Consider the following 24,852-nt stretch of genomic DNA (forward strand, 5'->3'; position numbering starts at 1 on the left):
TCCCCTCCTTTGGAGGGGTTGGGGGAGGCCAAAAGAACTTTCGTCTTAGAACAAAACGAAGTAGTTTATAAAAATAATACTCTTAAAAACGATTACAAACAATCCGAAGTTGGCACTCCAGATTATTCCGATTTGTTTTTAGATAAATACATTTCAGTGATTGAAATAGCCAACCCAATGCACAGTTTGTGGAGTGACGGCCGCTGGAACAAATTAACAATGGCGCACGGTTGCTATTGGGGAAAATGTACTTTTTGTGATATTTCTTTAGATTATATAAAGCTTTACGAACCCATTGCTGCTAAAACTTTAGTAGATAGGATGGAAGAAATGATAGCACAAACGGGCGAAAACGGTTTCCATTTTGTAGACGAAGCAGCACCACCAGCTTTGATGCGAGAATTGGCATTGGAAATTCTCCGCAGAAAGTTAACCGTTACCTGGTGGACTAACATTCGGTTTGAAAAGAGTTTTACTCGCGATTTGTGTTTGCTTTTAAAAGCTTCCGGTTGCATTGCAGTTTCAGGAGGTTTAGAAGTCGCTTCCGATAGATTATTGGAACTTATAAAAAAAGGAGTGACTCTAGAACAAGTAGCTCAAGTAACTAGAAACTTCACAGAATCTGGAATTATGGTTCATGCCTATTTGATGTATGGTTATCCCACACAAACCGTTCAAGAAACAGTTGATAGTTTAGAAATGGTGCGACAACTTTTCGAATTAGGAATAATTCAATCGGGTTTTTGGCATCAGTTTGCGATGACAGCTCATTCTCCAGTGGGAATGTTTCCAGAGGAATTTGGAGTTATACCTATAGGATTAGATGAAAAAGCCCTTCCTTTGGTAGGGTTGGATGGGCTTTTCGCCAATAATGATATCCAATTTAAAGATAAAACTGGTATTGATCACGATAAATTCAGTTTCGGGCTCAAGAAATCATTATTCAATTATATGCACGGCATTTGCTTTGATTATGAACTGCAAGAATGGTTTGATTTTAAAATTCCCAAAACTACAATTCCTTCTGATTATATTGTTTCTTGTTTGGAAAAAGAAGAAAGTTTCAACACAAAACCTTCAGCAAAAATTGTTTGGATAGGAGGAAAGCCCTTATCAGAAGCTTTTTCTAAATCCAAAAAAGGAAGTTCACGTCAAATGTTAAAATTAATTTTTCATAATAAAAGAGAAACTATTCAAATTTCCTTGGATAAAGACAAAGCAGAATGGCTTGTTACAACGCTAGAATCACTTTCTATTTTCCAAAACAAAAACCAAACCTTTGCGCAACTAAAAACTGATTTCGAAACTCATTTTGAAGACTTTGAACTGTTTTGGTTCTCAAAACCAATGAATACTTTAAAAGATTTTGGGTTATTGGTTTTGTAAAATCTATCCTACTTTTACTTTTTTTATTTTTCTCTTTTTTTGAGACAATTTATTTATTGCAAATACGAATCGTAAAATGCTAAACTATGAGTATGCCATTGCCATTTTAGTATCGATTTATCTTTAATAAACAAATACTTATGTCATAAAAATTTATAAATTTGTGATTAAGAAAAACATAAAATTACCTGTTACCACTAATTATTTCAATTAGTATTGCTGTTGCATTAAAAAAAAGTAACTTCTTTGATAAGGATAGAAATGAAAGTTTCTCAAATTAACATTTCCTTACTAAAAAAATAGTAGTATTGTAAATGGATTAATGAAAAAGGTTTTTGTTAACAAATACAAGAAAAATCTATAAACAATAGCGTTTGCTTAATTGTGAAAACTAAATTATTTTAAAAAAAATGAGTAAAAGAGGAAAGTTTTTAATAGGACTAATTGTTATTGTAGCTATAGGTTATTTTGGATACAATTATATAATGACTGCTGGAGCTAGAGATATTCAAACTGAAAAATCGGAATTCACTACATCAGCAACTGCTATTTTTAGTGAGTTTTCAAATAATACCGAAATTGCAACCAACAAATATTTGAACAAAACTGTCCAAATTTCTGGAAAAGTTACTAATGTTATTGATAATGTTATTACGTTAGATGAGAAAGTTTCCTGTCAATTACAAGTTTCAAAAAAAGTTGGTGTTGGTAGTCAAATTATCATTAAAGGTCGTGTAACAGGTTATGATGACCTTTTAGAAGAATTAAAATTAGATCAATGTTTAATCGTAAAATAGGAATAAATTAAAATGAATTTATCAAAAATTGCTTTTTCTGTATTTTTTCTTTTTGTGTTTGGTTTCTCGAATGCACAAGATGATTTATTGAATGAATTAGATTCTGTTAGCAAAGGAAAAAAAGAAATCGAAATTGCAGCTTTCAAAGGAATACAAGTTTGTTCTATGCAATCGACAAAGCTGGCAGCCAAAGGCGAGTGGTATTTTTTAGTATCACACAAATTTGGTGATTTAACGAATGGTTTTGAAAATTTCTTCGGGTTGGATAATGCTTCAACCAAAATCGGCGTTTTGTATGGAGCAAAAGATTGGTTAACATTAGGTTTTTCTCGTCACACTTTGAATAAAATATATGAATTATCAGCTAAATATAAGTTTGCTGATCAAGAAGTTGATGGTTTTCCAGTAACTATTGTTGGTTATAATACCATGGATATCAACTCTAAGTTGAGTAAAGACGAGTTTCCAGAATTGAAATCATCAAATAGATTTGCTTTTAGTACGCAATTTCCAATATCAAGAAAGTTTTCTAACAGTTTTTCTTTAGAAATAAATCCGATTTATATTCATAAAAATCTTTATGAACCTTTATTTGAAGAAAAAGACAATTTTTTATTGGCTCTTGGTGGAAGATATAAATTGTCTAAAAGAATTAGTTTGAATATGGAATATGCTGCTCGATTGAATGCTAGAGAAACCAGTTTTTATCACAATCCGGCAACTATTGGTATAGATATTGAAACTGGTGGACATGTATTTCAATTGCTGTTTTCAAACAGTCAAGCAATGAATGACGTTAGTTATTTTACTAATGCCAACGGAATTACAGAAGGGAAAGGAATTTATTTTGGTTTTAACTTATATAGAGTATTTTAAATATGAAAACATTTAAAATTATAATCGTATTCATGATTGCTTGTCTTATCGGGTTCTCTTGTGACTCGAAAACTTACGAAGAAATTTCTGGAGAAGTTGCTAATCCAACCTATACAAACAATGTAAAACCTATTATTGTAAACAATTGTTTAGCATGTCATAGTACAGCTGGCGCTGAATTACCAACAATGGAAACCTATACTCAAGTTAGAGATGCTGCAGAAAATGGAAATATGATTTGTAGAATTGATGACCAATCCTGTGGAACAGTTATGCCACAATCAGGGAGAATGCAACAATCTACAATTAATATTATAAAAAATTGGGTGGCTAACGGTTATCCAAACTAAAAAAAATGCTATGAAAAAGATGTTTTTATTCGTTGTATTGATATTCTCTACCTACTCGTTTTCTCAAAAGATGATTACTCGATCTGGAGAAGTAAAATTTGAAGCATCAATGCCAGCTTTTGAGGAAGTAGCTGCCAAAAACAATACAGCATCTTGCATTTTTGACAAATCAACAGGCGAAATTGCTGCTTTGGCTTTGGTTAAAGCTTTCCGATTTAAAGTGCCTTTAATGGAAGAGCATTTTAATGAAAATTACATTGAAAGTGATAAGTTTCCAAAAGCTACTTTTAAAGGAAAAGTGACCAATTTTGATGAAACTAAATTGTCATCTGGTAAAGTAACTTTTGACGCAGAAGGAGATTTGACCTTACATGGAGTAACTAAAAAAGTAAAAATCAAAATCACATTTTTACAATCTGGTGAAAAGCTTGTTGCAACTTCTACTTTTAAAGTAAAACCATTAGATTACAATATCAAAATTCCATCAGTGGTTAAAAATAAAATCGCAGAATCTGTAGAAATTGATTTAAAATTCGATTTAGAAAAGAAAGTATAATTTATTATCACAAACTATTTACAGAACTCCAACTTTATTGTTGGAGTTTTTTGCCTTTAAAAACTATATTATATTTTCAAATATCTGATAATTATCAGTTCCTAAAACGTTTTCTTTTCCTAAATTTACTTCCAATAATAACCAATCAATATGAGCAATAATTATAAGTTAACTGTAAATCATAATACTCCAATTGATTTATCTGAAAGTAACCTCCAAAATTTTGATGTTGTTGCTGTGGAAAAAGACAAGTTCCATGTTTTAAAAAATCATATTCCTTATACAGCAGAAATCGTTTTTGCCGATTTTTTAGCCAAAAAATACACCATTAAAGTTAACAATAATACTTATGAAGTAGCTATTGAAGACGATTTAGATATTCTTATCAAAAGCATGGGTATTGAGCGTGGAAGAACGAAAGTTATCAATGCTATCAAAGCACCAATGCCGGGATTAATTCTTGAAATTAGTGTTGAGGTTGGTCAATCAGTCAAAGAAAACGATCCGTTATTAATTCTTGAAGCCATGAAAATGGAAAACAGTTTCCTTTCACCTCGTGATGGAGTCATTAAATCCATTACGGTACAAAAGGGAAATGCTGTAGACAAAGGACAGTTATTAATTGAGTTTGAATAGAGTAGTAAGATAAAAGTAGTAAGTATTAAGACTTTGCTAAAAGTGGAGTTGCTGAAATAAATTCAATATAAATGAAAGGAATCAAAAAGATTTTAGTTGCCAATCGCGGTGAAATTGCCATAAGAGTAATGAAAACTGCCAAAAAAATGGGCATCAAAACAGTTGCAGTATATTCGACTGCCGATAGAAATGCGCTTCATGTAAAATATGCAGATGAAGCGGTTTGCATAGGCGAAGCACCATCAAGTCAATCCTATTTGCGTGGCGATAAAATCATTGAAGTTTGTAAAGATTTAGGTGTAGATGCCGTTCATCCTGGGTATGGTTTTTTGAGTGAAAATGCCGCTTTTGCCGAAGCTTGTGAAAAAAACAACATCATTTTCATCGGGCCAAAATCGATAGCTATTGAAATGATGGGAAGCAAATTGGCCGCCAAAGAAGCCGTAATGCAATACAACATTCCCATGGTTCCTGGTGTTGATCATGCCATTACTGATTTGGATGAAGCCAAAAAAACAGCCAAAGAAGTTGGATTCCCCATTTTGATTAAAGCATCTGCTGGAGGTGGCGGAAAAGGAATGCGAATAGTAGAAAGAGAAGAAGATTTCGAATCACAAATGAATCGTGCCATCAGTGAAGCCACTTCTGCCTTTGGTGACGGCTCGGTTTTTATCGAGAAATATGTAACCAAACCACGCCACATAGAAATTCAAATTATGGCTGATAGTCATGGCAATGTGTTGTATGTTTTTGAAAGAGAATGTAGTATTCAGCGTCGTCATCAAAAAGTGGTAGAAGAAGCACCATCATCAATTTTAACTCCAGAGAAACGAAAAGAAATGGGCGAAGCTGCAGTCAAAGTGGCTCGTGCTTGTGATTATCTTGGTGCGGGAACGGTAGAGTTTTTGATGGATGACAAACACAATTTCTATTTCCTGGAAATGAATACGCGTTTGCAAGTGGAACATCCAGTAACGGAGATGATTTCAGGATTAGATTTGGTTGAATTGCAAATTAGAGTTGCTCGTGGTGAAGCATTAACGATCAAACAAGAAGATTTGAAAATCAACGGTCATGCCATGGAACTCCGAGTGTATGCTGAAGATTCTATGAATGATTTTTTGCCTAATGTGGGTTTTTTAAGTACCTATAAAATTCCCGTAGGCGAAGGAATTCGAGTTGATAACGGAATAGAAGAAGGAATGGATGTGCCCATTTATTACGACCCAATGTTATCTAAATTAGTAACTTATGGAAAAACTCGAGAAGAATCCATAGCATTAATGATAAAAGCTATAGATGATTATCATGTTGAAGGTGTTGCCACTACGTTGCCTTTCGGGAAATTTGTAATGGAACACGATGCGTTTCGTTCAGGAAATTTTGATACGGGTTTTGTAAAAGCGTATTATAGTCCTGAAAATCTTAAAGCTAATTTAGATTTGGAAGCTGAAATTGCTGCCATGATTGCTTTAAAACAATATGTTGCCGATAAAAAAATCTTACGATTACCAATAAATTAATTGTATACTGTAAATTGTATAAAGTATAATGCAGTTTACAATTTACAATTTACAGTTTACAATTTACAGTTTACAATTTACAGTTTACAATATACAATTTACAATATACAATATACAATATACAATTTACAGTATACATTTTAAAAAGTCAAATGGAAGATAAAATCAAAATATTAAACGATAAAATTGCTTTAGCCAAATTGGGTGGAGGCGAAAATAGAATTGCGAAACAGCACGAAAAGAAAAAGTTAACCGCTCGTGAACGAGTAGAATATTTACTAGACGAAGGTTCGTTTGAAGAAATTGGGATGCTCGTTACCCATCGTACTACCGATTTTGGAATGGAAAAAGAAATCTATTACGGAGATGGTGTTATTACTGGTTATGGCACCATTAACGGACGATTAGTTTATATTTTCGCTCAAGATTTCACCGTTTTTGGTGGTGCTTTATCCGAAACACATGCCGAAAAGATTTGTAAAGTGATGGATATGGCAGTTCGTAATGGTGCACCTATGATTGGATTGAATGATTCTGGTGGTGCTCGAATTCAGGAGGGTGTTCGCTCATTGGGTGGTTATGCGGATATTTTTTACAGAAACGTTCAGTCGAGTGGTGTTATTCCACAAATTTCAGCTATAATGGGACCATGTGCCGGCGGTGCTGTTTATTCTCCAGCCATGACTGATTTTACGATGATGGTGGAAAATAACAGTTATATGTTTGTAACGGGTCCAAATGTTGTAAAAACAGTAACCAATGAAGAAGTTACTGCAGAAGAATTGGGTGGAGCGATTACCCATTCTACCAAATCAGGTGTGGCACACATTACTTCCCCAAACGGAATTGAATGTTTGGAAGACATAAAACGACTTTTGAGTTATATTCCACAAAACAATAAAGAAGTTACACCTAAATTGAATTACGTTTTAGGTGATGAATACCGTGAGCAATTGGATACTATAGTTCCCGAAAACGCCAACAAACCTTATGATATGCATGATGTTATTAAAGGAATTATTGATGAAGAATCCTTTTTTGAAATTCATAAAGACTTTGCCGAAAATATAGTCGTAGGTTTTGCTAGACTTGGTGGAAGAAGTATAGGAGTTGTTGCCAATAATCCTAAGTTTTTAGCAGGTTGCTTGGACGTGAAAAGCTCTATAAAAGCGGCTCGATTTACACGGTTTTGCGATTGTTTCAATATTCCTTTATTAGTATTAGTAGATGTTCCCGGTTTCTTGCCAGGAACAGACCAAGAATGGAACGGAATTATTGTACACGGAGCAAAATTATTATATGCTTTGAGCGAAGCGACTGTTCCAAAAGTTACCGTGATTACACGAAAAGCGTATGGTGGTGCCTATGATGTTATGAATTCAAAACACATTGGTGCCGATATGAATTTTGCTTGGCCCAATGCCGAAATTGCTGTGATGGGTGCTAAAGGCGCCAGTGAAATTATCTTTAAAAAGGAAATTTCGGAAGCACTAGATCCCGCTGCAAAATTATTAGAAAAAGAAAACGAATATGCTCAATTGTTTGCCAACCCCTATACTGCTGCTCAAAGAGGATTTATTGATGAGGTGATTTTGCCAAAAGATACAAGAAGAAAATTGCTAAAAGCTTTCAGTATGCTCGAAAATAAAGAAGTCGATCTGCCTAAACGAAAACATGGAAACATTCCGTTATAAAATTGAACCAATTGAAAAGTTTTTTTACAAACAAAATTTAGAGTATTTTACAATGGCTCACCATATAAATCAAATTCTGTAGCATCAAAGATTTTTACATTAACAAAATCGCCAGTTTTCACATAAAATTTTGAAGCATCAATAAGCACTTCATTATCTACATCGGGACTGTCAAATTCGGTTCTGCCAACAAAGTATTGTCCTTCTTTCCTGTCAATAACACATTTGAAGGTTTGTCCAATTTTTTCTTGATTTAAATCCCAAGATATTTGAGACTGTATTTCCATGATTTCAGCGGCGCGTGCTTGTTTTACTTCTTCTGGAACATCGTCTTCCAATAAATAAGCATGGGTGTTTTCTTCATGAGAATAGGTAAAACAACCCAATCGTTCAAACTTCATTTCTTGAACCCAATCTCTCAGGATTTCAAAATCTTCCTGAGTTTCTCCCGGATAACCTACAATAAGAGTAGTTCTTATAGTCATTTCTGGAACTACAGCTCGAAAATCCTGTAAAAGTTTTGTGGTTTTTTCTTTGGTAGTTCCGCGTCGCATCGATTTCAAAATTTTATCTGAAATGTGTTGCAACGGAATATCGATGTAATTACAAATCTTTGGCTCGCGTTTCATTAAATCCAAAACATCCATTGGGAAACCAGTTGGGAAAGCATAATGCAAACGTATCCATTCAATTCCTTCCACTTTCACTAAGTTTTCTAATAACTCAGCCAAATTTCTTTTTTTGTATAAATCTAATCCGTAATAGGTCAAATCTTGGGCAATAAGAATCAGTTCTTTTACGCCATTTTTAGCTAATCCTTCGGCTTCTTTAACTAATTTTTCAATAGATTGTGAAACGTGTTTGCCTCGCATTATTGGAATAGCACAAAAACTACAAGGTCTGTCACAACCTTCAGCTATTTTTAAGTAAGCATAGTTTTTTGGTGTAGTAGTAATTCTTTCTCCAAGCAGTTCGTGCTTATAATCGGCTCCGAGTGCTTTTAATAAAAGTGGCAATTCTGTTGTGCCAAAATATTGGTCAATATTGGGAATTTCTTTTTCTAAGTCGGGTCTGTATCTTTCTGATAAACATCCAGTAACAAAAACTTTGTCCACTATGCCACGCACTTTCTTATCGGCATATTCAAGAATAGTATTTACCGATTCAGCTTTGGCATTATCAATAAAACCACAAGTATTAATTACTACAATGTTTCCTTCTTGTTCATGCACCACCTCTTTTCCGCTGGCTTTTAGTTGGCCCATCAAAACTTCACTATCGTAAGTGTTTTTGGAACATCCAAGCGTAATGATGTTGATTTTGTTTTTCTTTAAAGACTTCGTTCTCATAGATTTATTCCTGACTTTTAGAAAGGAGTGCAAAATTACTCTTTTTATTTCAATTTTATTTACAAGTCAATTTTTAAAAAATAAAAAACCACTTCTATTGAAGTGGTTGGTGATTTAAATCTAATTTTATTATAATTCAAATAAAAAGGTTAAACTAAAATTATTGGTAATTGCTTCAATACTTGCACCATCAATAAATCCTTGTGAGAAGAATTGTTGTTGGTAATTTCTCTTGGAATGTGAGTAGGACAAATCAACTTTTGTATTTCCAAAATTATATCCCAAACCTCCAGAATATCCAATTAAATCGCCCATAGTTTTGGTGTCTTTATAGGGACTTTCTTCAAATCGATAGCCGGCTCGTAAGCTCAATTGTTTTATTTTTTTCTCGGCACCAACTCTAAATTCAGCCGTATTGGTAAGTGTATTTGAAATCGTGGTATTAAAATTTCTAAATTGGTTTGTTGGACTAAGAGTTATGTTACTATAATTTTTATAGGCAACATCAAAACTAATTAATCCTTGATTTCCAAAAACATAAGCTAAACTTCCAGTTATTTTATCGGGAGTTTGTATTTTATATCTATCATATATCATGGTGACACGAGGATCTACAATATCTGGTGATAATTCTCCACTAGTACTACTTCTTATTCCAACTACACTTTGACTTAATTCATCATTTAATGTATACCAAGTCGGCGATTCATAAGCCAAACCTAAACGAAATTCTTTAGTAACCTTTGCAATAGCTCCAACTTGAAATGAAAATCCATTACCATAAGTATATAATCTATTGTCAAATTGAAGTCTGTTTATTCTGATTTCATTCGATACTTGATTATTTCTTTCATAAAAACTGGTGTATTGAGAATAATCTGTAAAATGAGAATTCAAATTAACACCTAAATAAAGGAAATCTTTATACTGAGTGGCAAAATTGAAATTCAACTTGCCATTATAGCCATCCGAAGTAAAATAATTCTCTTGGTAATAATTTCCACCATTAGGAACTAATGATACATAATTTCTATTTGATATTTCATTATAATTTGAAGCCGGGTCGATTATATAAGCTTGATAGCCCAAAAATGCTTGTTGGGTTCCAAAACCGTAATTAGATCCTAAAAAACCATACAAAGAACTTATTGTTTCACCTGGTTGCAATTGCAAATTTGAAACCGAAACACCTCCATTTTGATTCGCATAATACAAGAAGTATTGATCAATGGAATTGTTTGGATTAGTTCCATAACTAAAAGTGGAATTATCAAAATTATTTGCATTTTCATAATTTAGAGCCAAACTAAATTTTTTCCATTCACTTTTTGTGTTTTGATTTTTAAAGACAAATACCATTCCAGCTTGATTTAGGTCAAAAGTACTGTCACATTCAGAAGTAGTTGTTCCAAAATAATTAGAATTATTTTTTGTGCTGAAATTGCTTATTGTTGACCCAAATTGATTGTTATTAAATACTGCAGAACCAGCAGGATTAACATTGATAGAAGACAAATCTCCACCAAGAGCACCAAATGCTCCACTTAAAGCTCGAAATCTGGCTGTTCCGTTTAAATTGTCTTGAGAATATCGTAAAGCATCTGAAACTTCCTGAGAATAAACAAAAGTAAATGTCAATACCGAAAGATTAATTAAAAAAAACTTTTTCATATTTTTTTATTTTAAATAAACAAAATTAAAAGTAAAGTGTTTAGAAATTACCTTCTTCCACCGCCACCGCCAGATGATCTTCCACCACCACCACCAGATGATCTTCCACCACCATAGCTTCCACCACCACCATAAGATGAACGACCACCACCATAATTTGAGCTAGGAGAATAAGTACGTGTTGGGGATGATGTTTGCGTTCTAACGTTATTTCTAGTTGAATTTGAGTTTGTGTTTGTTCTTGTAGAATTATTAGAATAGTTTCTAGTTGAATTATTAGATGATCTTACATTATTAAAGCTATTATTTCTTGTTGAAATGCCATTATTGTTTCTAGAACTATAATTATTTGAAATTCTTGAATTTGTTCCTCTACCGCTTGCTATGCTACCATTATAAGCAGATCCTCTTCTACCACCTGCATACGAATGGTAATAGTTGTTGTAATAACCACCGCACCAATTATTATTTCCATACCAATTATTCCAACCCCATCCCCAGTTTGGTCCCCACATTCCTCCCCAGCCCCACATTCCACCCCAGCCAAAGTTTCCACCCCAGCCCCAATTTGGACCCCACATGCCACCCCAACCCCAATAATTGCCGAACCACCAATTATTCCAATAGCTCCAACCCCAATCGTTATCATAAACGTTTACAGTTACAGTTTGCGGATTACTTCCCCATGCGGCATTATTAGAGATAGAATCTCTATTTGTTGAATTGTATTCATCTACTTTTGTAAAACTTTGAGCGTTATTATTCAAATCACTAAAATATTCTTGGTATTTATTACTTTGAGTATTTTCATTTGAATTGGCTACACTTTTATTGTTTTCTGAACCACCGTATATGCCATCATTATCGTAGTAGGAACTATTTTGATAGGAGCTACACGAGGAAATCATAATAGAAAAAGATCCAAGAAATACATAAATGGATAATTTTTGCGAGAAAAAATAATTAGTTTTCATATCTATAGCATTTTTATTGTTGAACAATACAAAAATAGTTAGTTTTGCCAGACTATTTAGTTAAAATAAGTTAAACAATTTTTGTGCCAAACTTTTTAATATGAGCAAGAACCTTACTACAAGAAGTGAAGATTATTCAAAATGGTATAACGAACTGGTTGTCAAAGCCGATTTGGCCGAAAACTCTGGTGTGAGAGGTTGTATGGTAATCAAACCTTATGGTTATGCTATTTGGGAAAAAATGCAGGCTGAATTGGATAGAATGTTCAAAGAAACAGGTCACAGTAATGCCTATTTTCCACTTTTTGTTCCTAAAAGCATGTTTGAAGCAGAAGAGAAAAATGCGGAAGGTTTTGCCAAAGAATGTGCTATAGTTACCCATTATAGATTAAAAAATGACCCAGACAAACCCGGGAAATTGATGGTTGACCCAAATGCAAAATTAGAAGAAGAGTTAATTGTTCGACCTACAAGTGAAGCAATAATTTGGTCAACCTATAAAAATTGGGTGCAATCGTATAGAGATTTACCACTATTAATTAATCAGTGGGCAAATGTTGTTCGTTGGGAAATGAGAACGAGATTATTTCTTAGAACTGCTGAGTTTTTATGGCAAGAAGGGCATACCGCTCATGCCACAAAGGCAGAAGCTATAGAAGAGTCTGAAAAAATGATGCATGTTTATGCTGATTTTGCTGAAAATTTTATGGCGATTCCAGTAATTAAAGGATTAAAAACTGAAACAGAACGTTTTGCTGGTGCTGAAGAAACTTACTGTATTGAAGCATTAATGCAAGATGGAAAAGCGTTGCAAGCTGGAACTTCGCATTTTCTTGGGCAAAATTTTGCTAAAGCATTTGACGTTAAATTTGCTAATCAAGAAGGAAAACAAGAATTCGTATGGGGAACGTCATGGGGAGTTTCTACTCGATTAATGGGAGCATTAGTCATGACACATTCAGATGATAATGGATTGGTTTTGCCACCAAATTTGGCTCCTATACAAGTAGTGATTGTTCCTATTTATAAATCAGATGAAGAGTTTGATACAATATCTTTGGTTGCAAATGACTTAGTTACTCAATTTAAAAAAAATGGAGTTTCAATAAAGTTTGATAATAGAACAACTCAAAAACCTGGATTTAAATTTGCTGAGTGGGAATTAAAAGGCGTTCCAATTAGAATCGCAATTGGACCGAAAGATATTGAAAACGGCACTTTTGAAATCGCTAGACGTGATACTTTAACAAAAGAAGTAATTACAAATAAAGGAGCAGTAAATTATATTAGTGATTTATTAGAACAAATTCAAAAGGATTTATATACTAAAGCATTACAATATAGGGACTCTCATATTACTGAGGTCAATTCTTTTGAAGAGTTTAAAGAGGTTTTAGAAAATAAAACCGGATTTATTTCGGCTCATTGGGATGGAACTCCTGAAACAGAAGAAAAAATCAAAGAATTGACTAAGGCCACTATTCGTTGTATACCTTTAAATAGAGTTGAGGAAGAGGGAAAATGTATTTTTTCTGGCGGAAAATCTTTTGGTAGAGCGTTGTTTGCGAAGGCATATTAAAAAAATAATATTTTTTTTCTGCTACACTATTGCGAAAATAAAAAATAGTTGTATTTTTGCATCCGCATTGAGAAAGACGGCCCGTTCGTCTATCGGTTAGGACGCCAGGTTTTCATCCTGGTAAGAGGGGTTCGATTCCCCTACGGGCTACAATTTAAATAAAAAAAGAAAAAATGGCAAATCACAAGTCAGCTTTAAAAAGAATTAGAAGTAACGAGAAAAGAAGAGTATTAAACAGATACCAACACAAAACTACTCGTAATGCAATAAAAGCATTAAGATTAGCAACTGATAAATCTGACGCTTCTGCTAAGTTATCTGCTGTTATTTCCATGATCGATAAATTAGCTAAGAAAAATATTATTCATGATAATAAAGCTTCTAATTTAAAATCTAAATTGACAAAGCACGTTTCAAAGTTATAGTATAACTGTTCAGTCTTATAAAAAAGCACTCAAATTTTGAGTGCTTTTTTGTTTTACATAATCGTATGTGATTATGAAAGTTTATCTTTTAAGTTTTCTAACATTTCCTTAGTTATTGGTTTTGATAAAAAATCAATTACTACCGAATAATTTTTTGTTTTGTTTACATCTTGTGGGTCAATAGTTGATGATAGTACTATGAATTTTGCATCTTTGAAAATCTCATGATAACCAAGTGCTGAATATATATCCAAAAATTCCCAACCATTCATTATAGGCATATTTAAATCTAAAAAAGTTAATTTTGGGTATATAGTGTTTTTATCAATTTTGTACTTTTCGGCTAGTGCTTTAAAATATTGAATTGCTTCTTCTCCATTTTGAGCAGTGTGTATTTCTTTGGTAGATAAAACTCTTTCAATTACTTTTTTACAAAGCATCAAAGTAATTAAGTCGTCATCTACGCAAAAAATTTTATCTAACATATCAAGAAAAGATTAATTATTTTTAAATGTTAAAGTGAAAGTAGTACCTTTTCCTACTGAACTGACTACACTTATTGTACCTCCCATTGCTTCAACTTGGGATTTTACCAAATACAATCCCAAACCTTTACTATCAGGATGATTGTGAAATCGTTGGTATAAACCAAAAATCTTATCTTTATTTCTCACTAAATCTATACCAATTCCATTGTCTTTGAAAGTAAGTATTAAATTATCATCTACAACTCTTGACGATATATTTACTCTTAATTGCCTTGTTGTGTCTTTGTACTTCATGGAGTTGGTTAGTAAATTTAAAAAAATACTTTCTAAATAGGACTTATTAATGTTTAAAATTGTGACTTCTTCCAAATCGATTTTCAAAATGGGTTTGTTTAAACTTATCAAAAAGCTCAATTGATTAAAAACATTTTCAAAAATTTCTTTAATAAGTACTTTCTCTTTTTGTATGGAAGGATTGTCTTTTATAATAACCACTTTAACCAAATCGTTTATTGTCTCATTCAAAAGATGGGTTGATTTTGAGAACCCGTTTATGATTTCTTTTAACTCTTTATCTTCGATAGTCATTTCTTCAACTAAATTTAATAATCCAGTTAAATTTGAAAGTGGTGCCCTCAAATTATGGGATGTAATATAGGAGAATTGTTTTAAATCTTTATTGTTTTGTGTTAATTCCTTAATGAGTTGTTCTCTCTCTCTTTGTTTCATTTTTTCTTCTGTAACATCTCTTTGAATAGAAATCCAATGCGAATGTTCACCATCTTTATTGGTAACAGGAATCATAGAGAAGTTAATCCAAAATTCATCACCATTCTTTTTATAACTAATGGTTTCTATAAAGCATTCTTTATAGTCTTGAATAGCTGTTTTTAGTTTATCAAGTTCTAAAATATCTGATTTTTCTTTAAAAAAAAGTATTGGTGATTTCCCTATAACATCTTTTGCTTTGTAACCAGTCATTTCTGTAAATGCTGAATTGACAAAAATAATGTTTGGAATTACATTTTCCGAAGTATCAATATCTGTAATCATTACAGCATCTTTTGAATGTGTAATCACTGTTTCCAGAAGTCTAAGTCTTTGTTCTTCAGATTTTTGTTTAGTGATATCTTGAATAGCTCCAATCATTCTAATTGGTTTTCCCTCTTTGTCTTTCATTAAAAAACCTCTATCTAAAACATATTTGTAGCTTCCATCAGCACATTGGAATCGATATTCGTCTTGCCACTTTTCTGTTTTTTGTTCAAGAAATGAATATAGTTTGACCGACATCTTCAAACTATCTTCGGGATGAATTCTATCAAACCACCATTTTGAAGTTTTGCCAACATCTTCTTTTTTGTAACCAAAAACTCCTTGTATCCCTTTATTCCATTTGAAACTATCATCTTCAATTTTCCAATCCCAAATAGTATCACTAGTGGCTTTGGCAACTATATCATAACGTTCGTTTGACTCTGATATCTCTTTATTAGTGACTTTTAATTTTTCGAAAACCGATATGTTTTTGTTGTCTTTTAGACGTAGTAGAATGATTAAAATAATAGTTGAAATTGCAATGAAAATGATATCTTTTATATAAAAATATAGGGTAGTATTTTCAGGTAACGTTTGGGTAAAACTAAATAAAATGGTATGACCTACCAATGCCAATAAAAGCAATATAAAGAAGTAAACTAAAGTTATTTTTTTTGAATAATTTTTCATTACTCCAAAAATATATATAAATTCAAATAAGTTTTAAAATTTGTAAAAAAACTTATTAGATATTATATAAACTTTAACAGTATTACTAATAAAATGTAAACTAATTTTTTATCCAAAAATAAAGTGTACCTTTGCACCGTCAAAAAAACACAGATGGAATCTATTAGAAACATTGCTATTATTGCCCACGTTGACCATGGTAAGACTACTTTGGTTGACAAAATTATGTATCACTGTCAACTATTTCGTGAAAATGAAAATACGGGTGATTTAATTCTGGATAACAATGACCTTGAAAGAGAAAGAGGAATCACAATTACTTCTAAAAACGTATCTGTTGTATATAAGGGAACAAAAATTAATATTATTGATACTCCCGGTCACGCCGATTTTGGGGGTGAAGTAGAGCGTGTGTTGAATATGGCTGATGGCGTTTGTCTATTGGTAGATGCTTTTGAAGGTCCAATGCCACAAACACGTTTTGTGTTACAAAAAGCTATCGATTTAGGATTGAAACCATGTGTTGTTATTAATAAAGTAGATAAAGAAAACTGCACACCTGAAGAAGTTCATGAAAAAGTTTTCGATTTAATGTATGAATTAGGTGCTGAAGAATGGCAATTGGATTTCCCAACTGTTTATGGTTCTGCTAAGCAGAATTGGATGTCAGATGATTTCAGAAAACCAACTTCAACTATAGAACCATTATTAGACATGGTTATTGCCAATGTTCCTGCTCCGAAAGTTTCCGAAGGAACTCCTCAAATGCTTATCACATCTTTAGATTTCTCCTCATTCACTGGTCGTATTGCAATCGGTCGTTTAGAAAGAGGTGTTTTGAAAGAAGGAATGCCAATTTCTTTGGTAAAAAGAGATGGAAAAATATTGAAATCAAGAATTAAAGAATTACATACTTTTGAAGGTCTGGGACGTAAAAAAGTACAAGAGGTAATTGCTGGAGATATTTGTGCCATTGTAGGAGTTGAAGGTTTTGAAATTGGGGACACGATTGCCGATTTTGAAAGTCCAGAAGCATTACAAACTATTGCTATTGATGAACCAACCATGAGTATGTTGTTTACCATTAACGACTCGCCATTTTTTGGAAAAGAAGGAAAATTTGTAACATCACGTCACATTAGAGATAGATTAACAAAAGAATTAGAGAAAAATCTAGCCATGAAGTTGGGTGAAACCGATTCTGCCGATAAATTTATGGTTTTTGGTCGTGGCGTACTTCATTTATCCGTTCTTATTGAAACCATGAGAAGAGAAGGATATGAATTACAAATTGGACAACCTCAGGTTATCATCAAAGAAATTGAGGGTAAAAAATGTGAGCCAATTGAAGAGTTAACTATCGATTTGCCAGAAAGTTTATCAGGGAGAGCTGTCGAATTTGTTTCCATCCGTAAAGGAGAAATGCTCTCTATGGAAGCCAAAGGCGAACGCATGATTATTAAATTCAACATTCCTTCTCGCGGCATTATTGGATTGCGTAATCAGTTGTTAACAGCAACTGCCGGTGAAGCGATTATGGCGCATCGTTACATAGGTTATGAGCCATTCAAAGGTGATATTCCGGGACGTAATAACGGTTCGTTAATTTCTATGGAAAATGGAAAAGCTATCCCATATTCTATTGACAAATTACAAGATAGAGGTAAATTCTTTGTGAATCCTAATGATGAAATATACGAAGGTCAGGTAATTGGAGAGAATTCTCGTAGCGATGATATGTGTATCAACGTAACTAAAGCAAAAAAACAGTCTAACGTACGTTCATCAGGAAATGATGAAAAGGCAAGGATTATTCCACCGATTATATTTTCATTGGAAGAGGCATTGGAATACATTCAAAAGGATGAATATGTTGAGGTTACTCCAAAATCTATTCGTTTGAGAAAAATTTATTTGAACGAAACGGATAGAAAAAGATATAAAGTATAACGGTTTAGCAATAGACAAATATCAAATTCCAAATTCTAAATGTGAGTTTGGAATTTTTTTTAGGAGCTATTCCTGCCTGATTGCAGGCAGGTCCAGCTTTCCGTTACAATATCTTTATCAAAGTTAAAAACTTTGATAAAGATGATTTCCTCTACAATCTGGGCTAGGGATTTAGTTTTTCATTAAGAACTCCAGCGGAATATTAAACCTTTCATTCCAAGAATTTTCAGAGTGGTCTTTTCCAGGGAAAAATTTGGTTATCCAATTTTTAGAGGTAAATCCTTTTTCAATCATAATTGCATCAATTTTTTCCTGAAAGGGTTTATAAAAACTGTCTAAGGTTTTATCTCCATAATCAAAATAGATTTTATGATTTTTCGGATTTGGAAGTTGTGTTTTTAAGTAATCTCTAAATTTAGAAGCTATATCCGCATCAGCAACTGCTCCTAATTTTTCTTTCATAATCATCGGAGTATGCGTAGATATACAAGCAGCTCCTCCAAATACTTTTGGATATTCACAAATAGCATACAAAGAAATCAAACCACCCATACTCGAACCAGCAACAAAAGTATTTTTTCTATCTGTTTTTGTAGCAAAGGTTTTATCAATAAATGGTTTTACTTCGGTTACCAAAAACTTTAGGTAATTATCCGATTGTGGTTTGTTTTTTAATTGTTCTTCAACCAGTATTTTTTTTGTTGGTTCGGGAATATCTTTAATAATGCGCTGCGGGAAATATTCCGAATGACGGTATTCGCCATTATTCCATATACCAACTACGATGAATTTCTGTGTTTTATTTTCTGTAATTAATTTCCCAGCCACTTCATCCACTTCCCAACTTTGTTTATTCCAAGTGATATCAGCATCAAATAGCATTTGCCCATCATGCATGTAAAGCACTGCATATTTTTCTTTATCCGAATAACCATCGGGTAACCAAACGTCTATATTTCTGGCATCAACAAAATTGGATTTGAAGTTTTCAAAATGTTCTATTTTGCCACTACTTACTTTTGGAACTTGACAATAGAGGAAACAAGTGAAAAATAATGCAACTACAATACTAATTTTCATTATGATTATCGTTTTAATGCAAAATGTCCTTTGGCACTTCTACCATCTTCAAATTGAATAGAGTACCAATAATCATCAGCAGGCATTTGACGTCCATTATATGTTCCATCCCAACCCAGACTTGTGGTTCCTAGTTGTTTTAATAGTTTTCCAAATCGGTCAAAAATATAAATGGTTGAGCGATAATTTGATAATGCACTTACCCCTTTTACATTCCAGTAGTCATTGAAACCATCTCCGTTTGGAGTAAAATATTTTGGAATTCCCAATACAGAAACTAATATGGGACCAACCGAACCACAACCATCTCTATCTCTGACATAAATTTCATGAAACCCAATGGGAACATTATTAAATATATTGCTGCTTTGATAAGGCCCATTAACATCATCAATCGCAAATTCATAAGTTCCGGAACCCGATAAATTGACAGTTATTGAATTATAATCAGATAAATCAACAACATCAATTTCAATATTTGTAGGAGCTTGCGAACTTATTACGGTTATAGTTCTTGTTTTTGAACAATTAGAAGCATTGGTTACTTCTACCTTATAAATTCCAGTTGTATTGACTATTAAAGTAGGGTTCGTTTGTGCAGTTATAATCGCGTTATTGAAATACCATGTATAGGTATAATTAGAAGTTGGTGTCCCATCAAGAATTCCAGCATCTAGTGTAATTTCAGTATCAGGAAGACAGATAACTACCTTTTCTTGTTGGTCAATTTTTGGTGTTGGATTTACAATAAAAGGTATAATAATATCTGCAGGACAACTCGTATTTATTGGGTTTTCGACAACCACTTTAACGTTTTGTGTTCCCGTTCTAAAAGGATTTGGCAATTGATTGGGAGTTGTACTTGGAATGAGCACATTATTTTGATCATAATAATACACATTTACTCCAGTTTGTGCTCCAATAATGGTATTTAGAAAAGAACTTGTATCAAAATCAAATAATCCATCTTGGTCAATTGGGTTGGGTTCATCATCACATCTTGATGTTAGCAAAGGATCAATGGCAAATGCCTCAGGTAAATCATCCACAATAAATTGTAATTGTACCTCGTCATTACAAGGGTCTCCAGCAGTTTGGGTTGTATTATTGGAAACTCTAATGGTGATAGTCTCAGTTCCTGTTACAAAAAACGGATTAGGAAAAGGCACAATTTGTGTACCATTGGCTCTATAATATTTCACATTAACTCCAGTTTGTCCGTTCAAAACAGTAGCTTCAATTCCTGAAGTATCAAAACCATAAATACCATCTTGATCATCATCGCATTCACGAATTAAATTTAAAGGATTTACAGGATTTGCAGTAGGAACGGGTTCTACAACTACATTAAAAGTTTTAAACCCAAAACAAGAATTGTCCAAAGTACTCTCAGCACGAACCCAAATGGTTTGCACATTTGGGAAACCAATGTTTCTATAATTTGTAGTATTTGCAATGGCTAATGAGTTGCCCAAAGCATCGGTTTCAGCAAGGAAATCAGCTTCGGACTTATAATATTTAATAGAAATATTATTAGGTAAAATGGCTAATAGACTAGTTGTTATACTGCTAAAATTAAAAGGGCCAGAAATTCCATCACTATCGTCATTAACAGCATCGAGAAAATCATCGCACAGATATTGATTTGGAATGACAAAATTGGCTGGAATTTGAGTAACGGAAACAATTAAATTTATAGTAGCCACACGAAAACAGCCGTTACTATTTTCTACTCTGGCATAAATTGTAGCGGTTCCAGAAGTATAAGCAAGAGGATTGGGGATTAAAAAAGTAACATTTTCAGTAGTTGCTGCTGCAAATGTGGTATAATAGGTAAATGTTTCATTCAAATTATTAGCGGAAATCACATCATTTTTTTGTGTTAAATTGAAAATTGAAATTCCATCAGAATCATTATCACATTGTTTCAGAGTAATTGGTGTTGTAATTACAGGTAATGGAAAGGTGGTTAAAATAGCTACTGCCGAAAACAAACCACAGGTATTTCCGTTTTTGTTTAGAAACACTCGGTATCGATAACCGCTCATAGTTGGTGAAACATTGGCAACCGATAAACTTGCTGTAGTAGCTCCTGTATAGATTGCATTATTTACTATAGTGTTCCAAGTAACTCCATTATCGGTTGAAAGTTGCCATTGATAAGAAGTTACTGCATTGGAAGTTACGGTAAAAGTAGCAGTTTGTAATTCGCAAAATGAATTACTTGATGGCTGATTGTTTATAACAATGGGTGCTGCGGTAATATAATTTATATTCGGATTTCCATAACCCGTTCCGCTGGTTACAATTCCGTTATTTGGGTTAACAGTTGGAGGAACTATTCCGCCTAAAAGACCATCACCGTTGCTATCCAAATATCCTGCTTCGATGACATCGTTACACAAATCATTATCGCTGTCTAATTCAATATAATTAAGGATTCCATCGCCATCCGTATTGGCTAAAGTATAATTTAAAACGCCACTATCTGGAGTTGTTTCCAAAGCATTGGCCAAACCATTGGTACCAAAATTGGTACTATCAATAATTCCATTACTATTAGAATCAGTGGCATTACTTCCAGATTCGTCTAAGTCATGAATTCCATCGTTGTCCGAATCTAAATCGAGATAATTAGGAATGGTATCAGAGTCATTATCGGCTGGTGTTATTCCGGCCCCGAAGGCATCATCAATTCCGTCATTATTGGCATCAACATTGGAAAGTGCAACAACATTTGTCCCTTGCGATTCTACAAAATCGAGTATCGAATCATTATCGCTATCATAATCCAATTGGTCTGGAATGCCGTCACCATCCGAATCTTTTGGAACACAAGTGGCAACTAAACGCAAAGCAACTTTACTTGTATTGGTGTCCACTAGATTGATGTTGGTAATGGTTATTGAATTTATCAAATTTCCTCTGATAGAAAAAGTTCCTGTTCCTGCGGCTAAAGGAACACTACTGTTCAACCGAAAACGTATTTCGAAAGAGGAATATTGTGTTACGCCACTTTCAAAAATACCATCATAATTAGTATCAATAAGAATTTGATTATTTGGATTTAAAATAGTGAGGGTTTTATTTATGGGACAGGTGACTCTAATTTCGGTAGATGATGTAAACAAATCTGTAGCCAAAGCGGTAGAAGCATATTCTAGAACTAAGCTAATGGGATTTGTAAAATTGGAAAGCGTGTAATTTATTTTGTTTTGTTTTCCTTGAGCCGCTTCGGTAACAAAATTACCATTAGTATCGCCAACAATTGGATTGGCCGATGGAGTTCCAGTTCCCGAAAAAGTCACCGCGCCAGTATAAGCATTAGTATAAGTACCAATGGCTATTGAGCCAGCAGTTGTGTTTGTCAGATTGAAATTTTGATTACCAAACGATTCGTTGCAATTGGTAATGCCATCATTGTCATTATCAAGGTCTGCATTATCATTTACAGTGTCATTATCAGTATTTAATGCACAAGTACTTACAGGAATTTTATCAGAATCAATAGGATTACCACAACCTGCTATGGTTGCCGAAACATAGTAATATCCTGGACCAAGAAGGTTTGGAGTATAGGAACTATTTGTAGCGAAAGGAATTAGGACATCGTTAAAATACCATTGAAATGTATCAAAAGGGCTCAAGGTATTTACCGATAAAACAGTATTGGGAATACAACTGGCCTGAGCAATATTGACTTGATTGAACGATATCTCTGGTTTAAAGGTAAAACCAGAATAAAAACCCCCAAAAGTTGCTGCACCACTTGAACCGTAAGCAGCTAAATAAATCTCTCCAGTTGAAAAAACCGAAACATTGCCCGATAAACCAGTAAGTACATAGGTTTGGTAATTGAGATTACCAATAACATTTGTTGGTCCATTTACCTGTATTCCCAAGGGTAAAGTGGCTAAAGTATAATTGACACCATCAATAATGAAAGTTAATGTTGCTGCTGTTTCGGTTACAATAGTTACTCTTCCAATAAATTGTCTTGTGCCCACAAAATCTATAAAGGGTATATTATCAATAACCCTTGGGGTTTGACAACTTAAAGGAGGAACAAAAAATAGTTCTTGATTTCTTTGGTCAATTGCACCATTATCGCCTACACTTTGATAAGCAAAGGTTTTTTTGGAAGTTTGAACAAATAAATTTCCATTGGCACTAAATGCATTGCCAAGTATTTCATAATATTGTCCAGCGTTAATGGTTGCCACTGCGGTTGCAACTCCATTGGTAAAAATTTCTGTATTGTCTTCATCGGCAACAATTAGTACTTTTTCTACTTCTGAAACACCAGTACTTTTGATAAAAATATAATCTGTTCCTGTTCTTTCGGCAGAAACAATTTGGTCAAATCCCAAATCCAAATTTCCCACTGCATTACTTCCACCAAATGATCCACAGTTGACTGCAATGGGTTTATCAGCTGTAACCAAAGCACCAATTAATCCATCTCTATTAGCATCTGTTGGTCCTTGAACTGCCATTACATAACTTTCACCACTGTTTAAGGTAATGCTAAATGGGGTATTTCCAGTTGAGCTGTTTATCGGAATTACACCAGTTTTTAAATCACTAAAATTCACAACAGTATTATTTTCAGTAGCAAGGACAGAGATAAATGTGGTGTGAATATCGATATAATTAGCTACTAAGGTGTTGGTAAAACTTCCAATTCTGAAACGGTTTCCAAGTGACGCTAATCCTTTAGAAACCAATTCTCCTGCTTGATTTCCGGTTCCAGCTGTAACGCGGGCTGATACATAAACCAAATCATCTGCTTCAACTATATATCCTTTGTTGCTATATACATTATTGGCACCTCCAGCATCAACGTGAAGTTGGGTATCGTTACCAAAGCCAACATAATAAACATAAGGTACGTTTCTTGAAACAGTACCAAGAATAGTATTGCCACCCAATTCAATAATTCGAAAATTTATGGGAGTAACGTTAGGCGTAGAGATATATAAATATTGGTCTTCTGAGGTTACACTTGAAGCACCAGATAGTGGCGGAATATAATGTGTCTTACTAAATTGTGAAAAACAATTTATCGAGATGAAGACAGTAAATAATAAAAACAATAACTTCTTTTTCATTCGCTAAAAATAGCAAATTAAAAAGAAACCATAAAAAGAAGTTTGCTCTTATTATGGTTTCTTTATAAAATGTTCAAAAATTGATTACAAATCACGCTTTTTAATTATTTTATACGATAGAAAAATAAAAATTGCTGTCCAAAGTAAAACAATTAAAATTGATGTAAAATGTACGTCATAATCTTTAATCCCTTTTTCTCCCACAGCACTTTGGATATTTTTAATAATAGATAATCTTGAAAAAGGTTCAATGATAAGATTACTCATTGACTCTAGCGGCATGAAAGCATAGACTTGATCTACTCGTGGATCACGATTGAATATATCAAACTTTAAAGTTAAATAGGATATTTTTTCAACCAAAAACCAAATTAACAGAAAACCTAGTGCAAATGCAGAGCGTTTTACTAGAATTCCTAGAAACAAACAGAAAGAGAAAAAGCCAAGTAGTTTTACAAAGTAAGCCAACAAGTAAATCAAATCAGAAAATACAATTTCCAATTCAGTATATGAGGAAAAACTATAGCCCAAAATCAGGGACATCACAAAAACAAACACAGTAGAAGTAAAGGCAAAAAGGATGACGGTCAAAAATTTGGAGAGTATAAATTCCTTTTTACTCATGCCATCGATGAGGTTTTGTTTTAGCGTGCCATAACTGTATTCGTTTGCCATCATT

The 24,852-nt window shown here is 33.3% G+C and carries 19 protein-coding genes and 1 tRNA gene; 12 read left to right on the forward strand and 8 right to left on the reverse strand.

Annotation, left to right across the window (positions count from 1 at the left end; all coding sequences use genetic code 11):
- The 8 genes from ACK5ON_RS11440 to ACK5ON_RS11475 form a co-directional block, all read left to right on the forward strand.
- Nucleotides 1–1,386 (forward strand): B12-binding domain-containing radical SAM protein (locus tag ACK5ON_RS11440; RefSeq protein ID WP_409822537.1); only part of this gene is annotated, 1,386 nt, incomplete at its 5' end.
- 410 nt (nucleotides 1,387–1,796) lie between these two features.
- On the forward strand, nucleotides 1,797–2,183 hold the full coding sequence (locus ACK5ON_RS11445) for an OB-fold protein (RefSeq protein ID WP_409822540.1): 387 nt from the start codon (nucleotides 1,797–1,799) through the stop codon (nucleotides 2,181–2,183).
- Nucleotides 2,184–2,195: 12 nt separating this feature from the next.
- Nucleotides 2,196–3,059: a DUF5777 family beta-barrel protein gene (locus tag ACK5ON_RS11450; RefSeq protein ID WP_409822544.1), complete on the forward strand. Its 864-nt coding sequence runs from the start codon at nucleotides 2,196–2,198 to the stop codon at nucleotides 3,057–3,059.
- 2 nt (nucleotides 3,060–3,061) lie between these two features.
- The gene (locus ACK5ON_RS11455; RefSeq protein WP_409822547.1) at nucleotides 3,062–3,409 is read left to right on the forward strand and encodes a hypothetical protein; all 348 of its coding nucleotides are present in this window, start codon (nucleotides 3,062–3,064) and stop codon (nucleotides 3,407–3,409) included.
- Between the two features lie 10 nt (nucleotides 3,410–3,419).
- A complete protein-coding gene (locus ACK5ON_RS11460) occupies nucleotides 3,420–3,965 on the forward strand; it encodes a YceI family protein (protein WP_409822550.1) in 546 nt (181 codons plus the stop codon).
- Between the two features lie 150 nt (nucleotides 3,966–4,115).
- Nucleotides 4,116–4,601, forward strand: coding sequence for an acetyl-CoA carboxylase biotin carboxyl carrier protein subunit (locus ACK5ON_RS11465; RefSeq protein ID WP_409822552.1), 486 nt, complete (start codon nucleotides 4,116–4,118; stop codon nucleotides 4,599–4,601).
- 80 nt (nucleotides 4,602–4,681) lie between these two features.
- Complete coding sequence (locus ACK5ON_RS11470; protein WP_409822584.1) at nucleotides 4,682–6,124, forward strand: acetyl/propionyl/methylcrotonyl-CoA carboxylase subunit alpha; 1,443 nt, start codon at nucleotides 4,682–4,684, stop codon at nucleotides 6,122–6,124.
- A 152-nt stretch (nucleotides 6,125–6,276) separates the two neighbouring features.
- On the forward strand, nucleotides 6,277–7,818 hold the full coding sequence (locus ACK5ON_RS11475; RefSeq protein WP_409822555.1) for an acyl-CoA carboxylase subunit beta: 1,542 nt from the start codon (nucleotides 6,277–6,279) through the stop codon (nucleotides 7,816–7,818).
- 47 nt (nucleotides 7,819–7,865) lie between these two features.
- Here ACK5ON_RS11475 and rimO read toward each other — a convergent pair whose 3' ends face one another.
- The 3 genes from rimO to ACK5ON_RS11490 form a co-directional block, all read right to left on the reverse strand.
- Nucleotides 7,866–9,167, reverse strand: a complete 1,302-nt coding sequence (gene rimO / locus ACK5ON_RS11480; RefSeq protein WP_409822558.1) for a 30S ribosomal protein S12 methylthiotransferase RimO — start codon at nucleotides 9,165–9,167, stop codon at nucleotides 7,866–7,868.
- 129 nt (nucleotides 9,168–9,296) lie between these two features.
- Nucleotides 9,297–10,838 (reverse strand): OmpP1/FadL family transporter, encoded by a 1,542-nt coding sequence (locus ACK5ON_RS11485; RefSeq protein ID WP_409822560.1) that lies wholly within the window; start codon nucleotides 10,836–10,838, stop codon nucleotides 9,297–9,299.
- A gap of 47 nt (nucleotides 10,839–10,885) precedes the next feature.
- The gene (locus ACK5ON_RS11490) at nucleotides 10,886–11,812 is read right to left on the reverse strand and encodes a hypothetical protein (RefSeq protein ID WP_409822563.1); all 927 of its coding nucleotides are present in this window, start codon (nucleotides 11,810–11,812) and stop codon (nucleotides 10,886–10,888) included.
- Between the two features lie 100 nt (nucleotides 11,813–11,912).
- Between ACK5ON_RS11490 and proS the strand changes: the two genes are divergently transcribed.
- The 3 genes from proS to rpsT all read left to right on the forward strand — a co-directional run bounded on the left by proS (nucleotide 11,913) and on the right by rpsT (nucleotide 13,816).
- Nucleotides 11,913–13,391, forward strand: a complete 1,479-nt coding sequence (gene proS / locus ACK5ON_RS11495; RefSeq protein WP_409822565.1) for a proline--tRNA ligase — start codon at nucleotides 11,913–11,915, stop codon at nucleotides 13,389–13,391.
- A gap of 78 nt (nucleotides 13,392–13,469) precedes the next feature.
- Nucleotides 13,470–13,541: transfer RNA gene (locus tag ACK5ON_RS11500), tRNA-Glu, on the forward strand.
- Between the two features lie 23 nt (nucleotides 13,542–13,564).
- Nucleotides 13,565–13,816 carry a 30S ribosomal protein S20 gene (gene rpsT, locus ACK5ON_RS11505; RefSeq protein WP_396174309.1) on the forward strand — a complete coding sequence of 84 codons (252 nt, stop codon included), beginning with the start codon at nucleotides 13,565–13,567 and terminating at the stop codon, nucleotides 13,814–13,816.
- A gap of 71 nt (nucleotides 13,817–13,887) precedes the next feature.
- Here rpsT and ACK5ON_RS11510 read toward each other — a convergent pair whose 3' ends face one another.
- Together ACK5ON_RS11510 and ACK5ON_RS11515 are read right to left on the reverse strand one after the other, a co-directional pair.
- Nucleotides 13,888–14,301 carry a response regulator gene (locus tag ACK5ON_RS11510; protein ID WP_396174307.1) on the reverse strand — a complete coding sequence of 138 codons (414 nt, stop codon included), beginning with the start codon at nucleotides 14,299–14,301 and terminating at the stop codon, nucleotides 13,888–13,890.
- Between the two features lie 12 nt (nucleotides 14,302–14,313).
- A complete protein-coding gene (locus ACK5ON_RS11515) occupies nucleotides 14,314–16,032 on the reverse strand; it encodes a PAS domain S-box protein (protein WP_409822569.1) in 1,719 nt (572 codons plus the stop codon).
- A 153-nt stretch (nucleotides 16,033–16,185) separates the two neighbouring features.
- Here ACK5ON_RS11515 and typA point away from each other — a divergent pair, with 153 nt between their 5' ends.
- Complete coding sequence (gene typA / locus ACK5ON_RS11520; RefSeq protein WP_409822572.1) at nucleotides 16,186–17,982, forward strand: translational GTPase TypA; 1,797 nt, start codon at nucleotides 16,186–16,188, stop codon at nucleotides 17,980–17,982.
- Between the two features lie 171 nt (nucleotides 17,983–18,153).
- Here the strand turns inward: typA and ACK5ON_RS11525 are convergent, their stop codons facing one another.
- The 3 genes from ACK5ON_RS11525 to ACK5ON_RS11535 all read right to left on the reverse strand — a co-directional run.
- A complete protein-coding gene (locus ACK5ON_RS11525) occupies nucleotides 18,154–19,062 on the reverse strand; it encodes an alpha/beta hydrolase (RefSeq protein ID WP_409822576.1) in 909 nt (302 codons plus the stop codon).
- A gap of 5 nt (nucleotides 19,063–19,067) precedes the next feature.
- Nucleotides 19,068–24,173: a T9SS type B sorting domain-containing protein gene (locus ACK5ON_RS11530; protein WP_409822579.1), complete on the reverse strand. Its 5,106-nt coding sequence runs from the start codon at nucleotides 24,171–24,173 to the stop codon at nucleotides 19,068–19,070.
- 84 nt (nucleotides 24,174–24,257) lie between these two features.
- On the reverse strand, nucleotides 24,258–24,852 hold a 595-nt coding region (locus tag ACK5ON_RS11535), incomplete at its 5' end, for an ABC transporter permease (RefSeq protein ID WP_409822582.1).

The organism is Flavobacterium sp. (assembly GCF_046317795.1).
Classification (GTDB): domain Bacteria; phylum Bacteroidota; class Bacteroidia; order Flavobacteriales; family Flavobacteriaceae; genus Flavobacterium.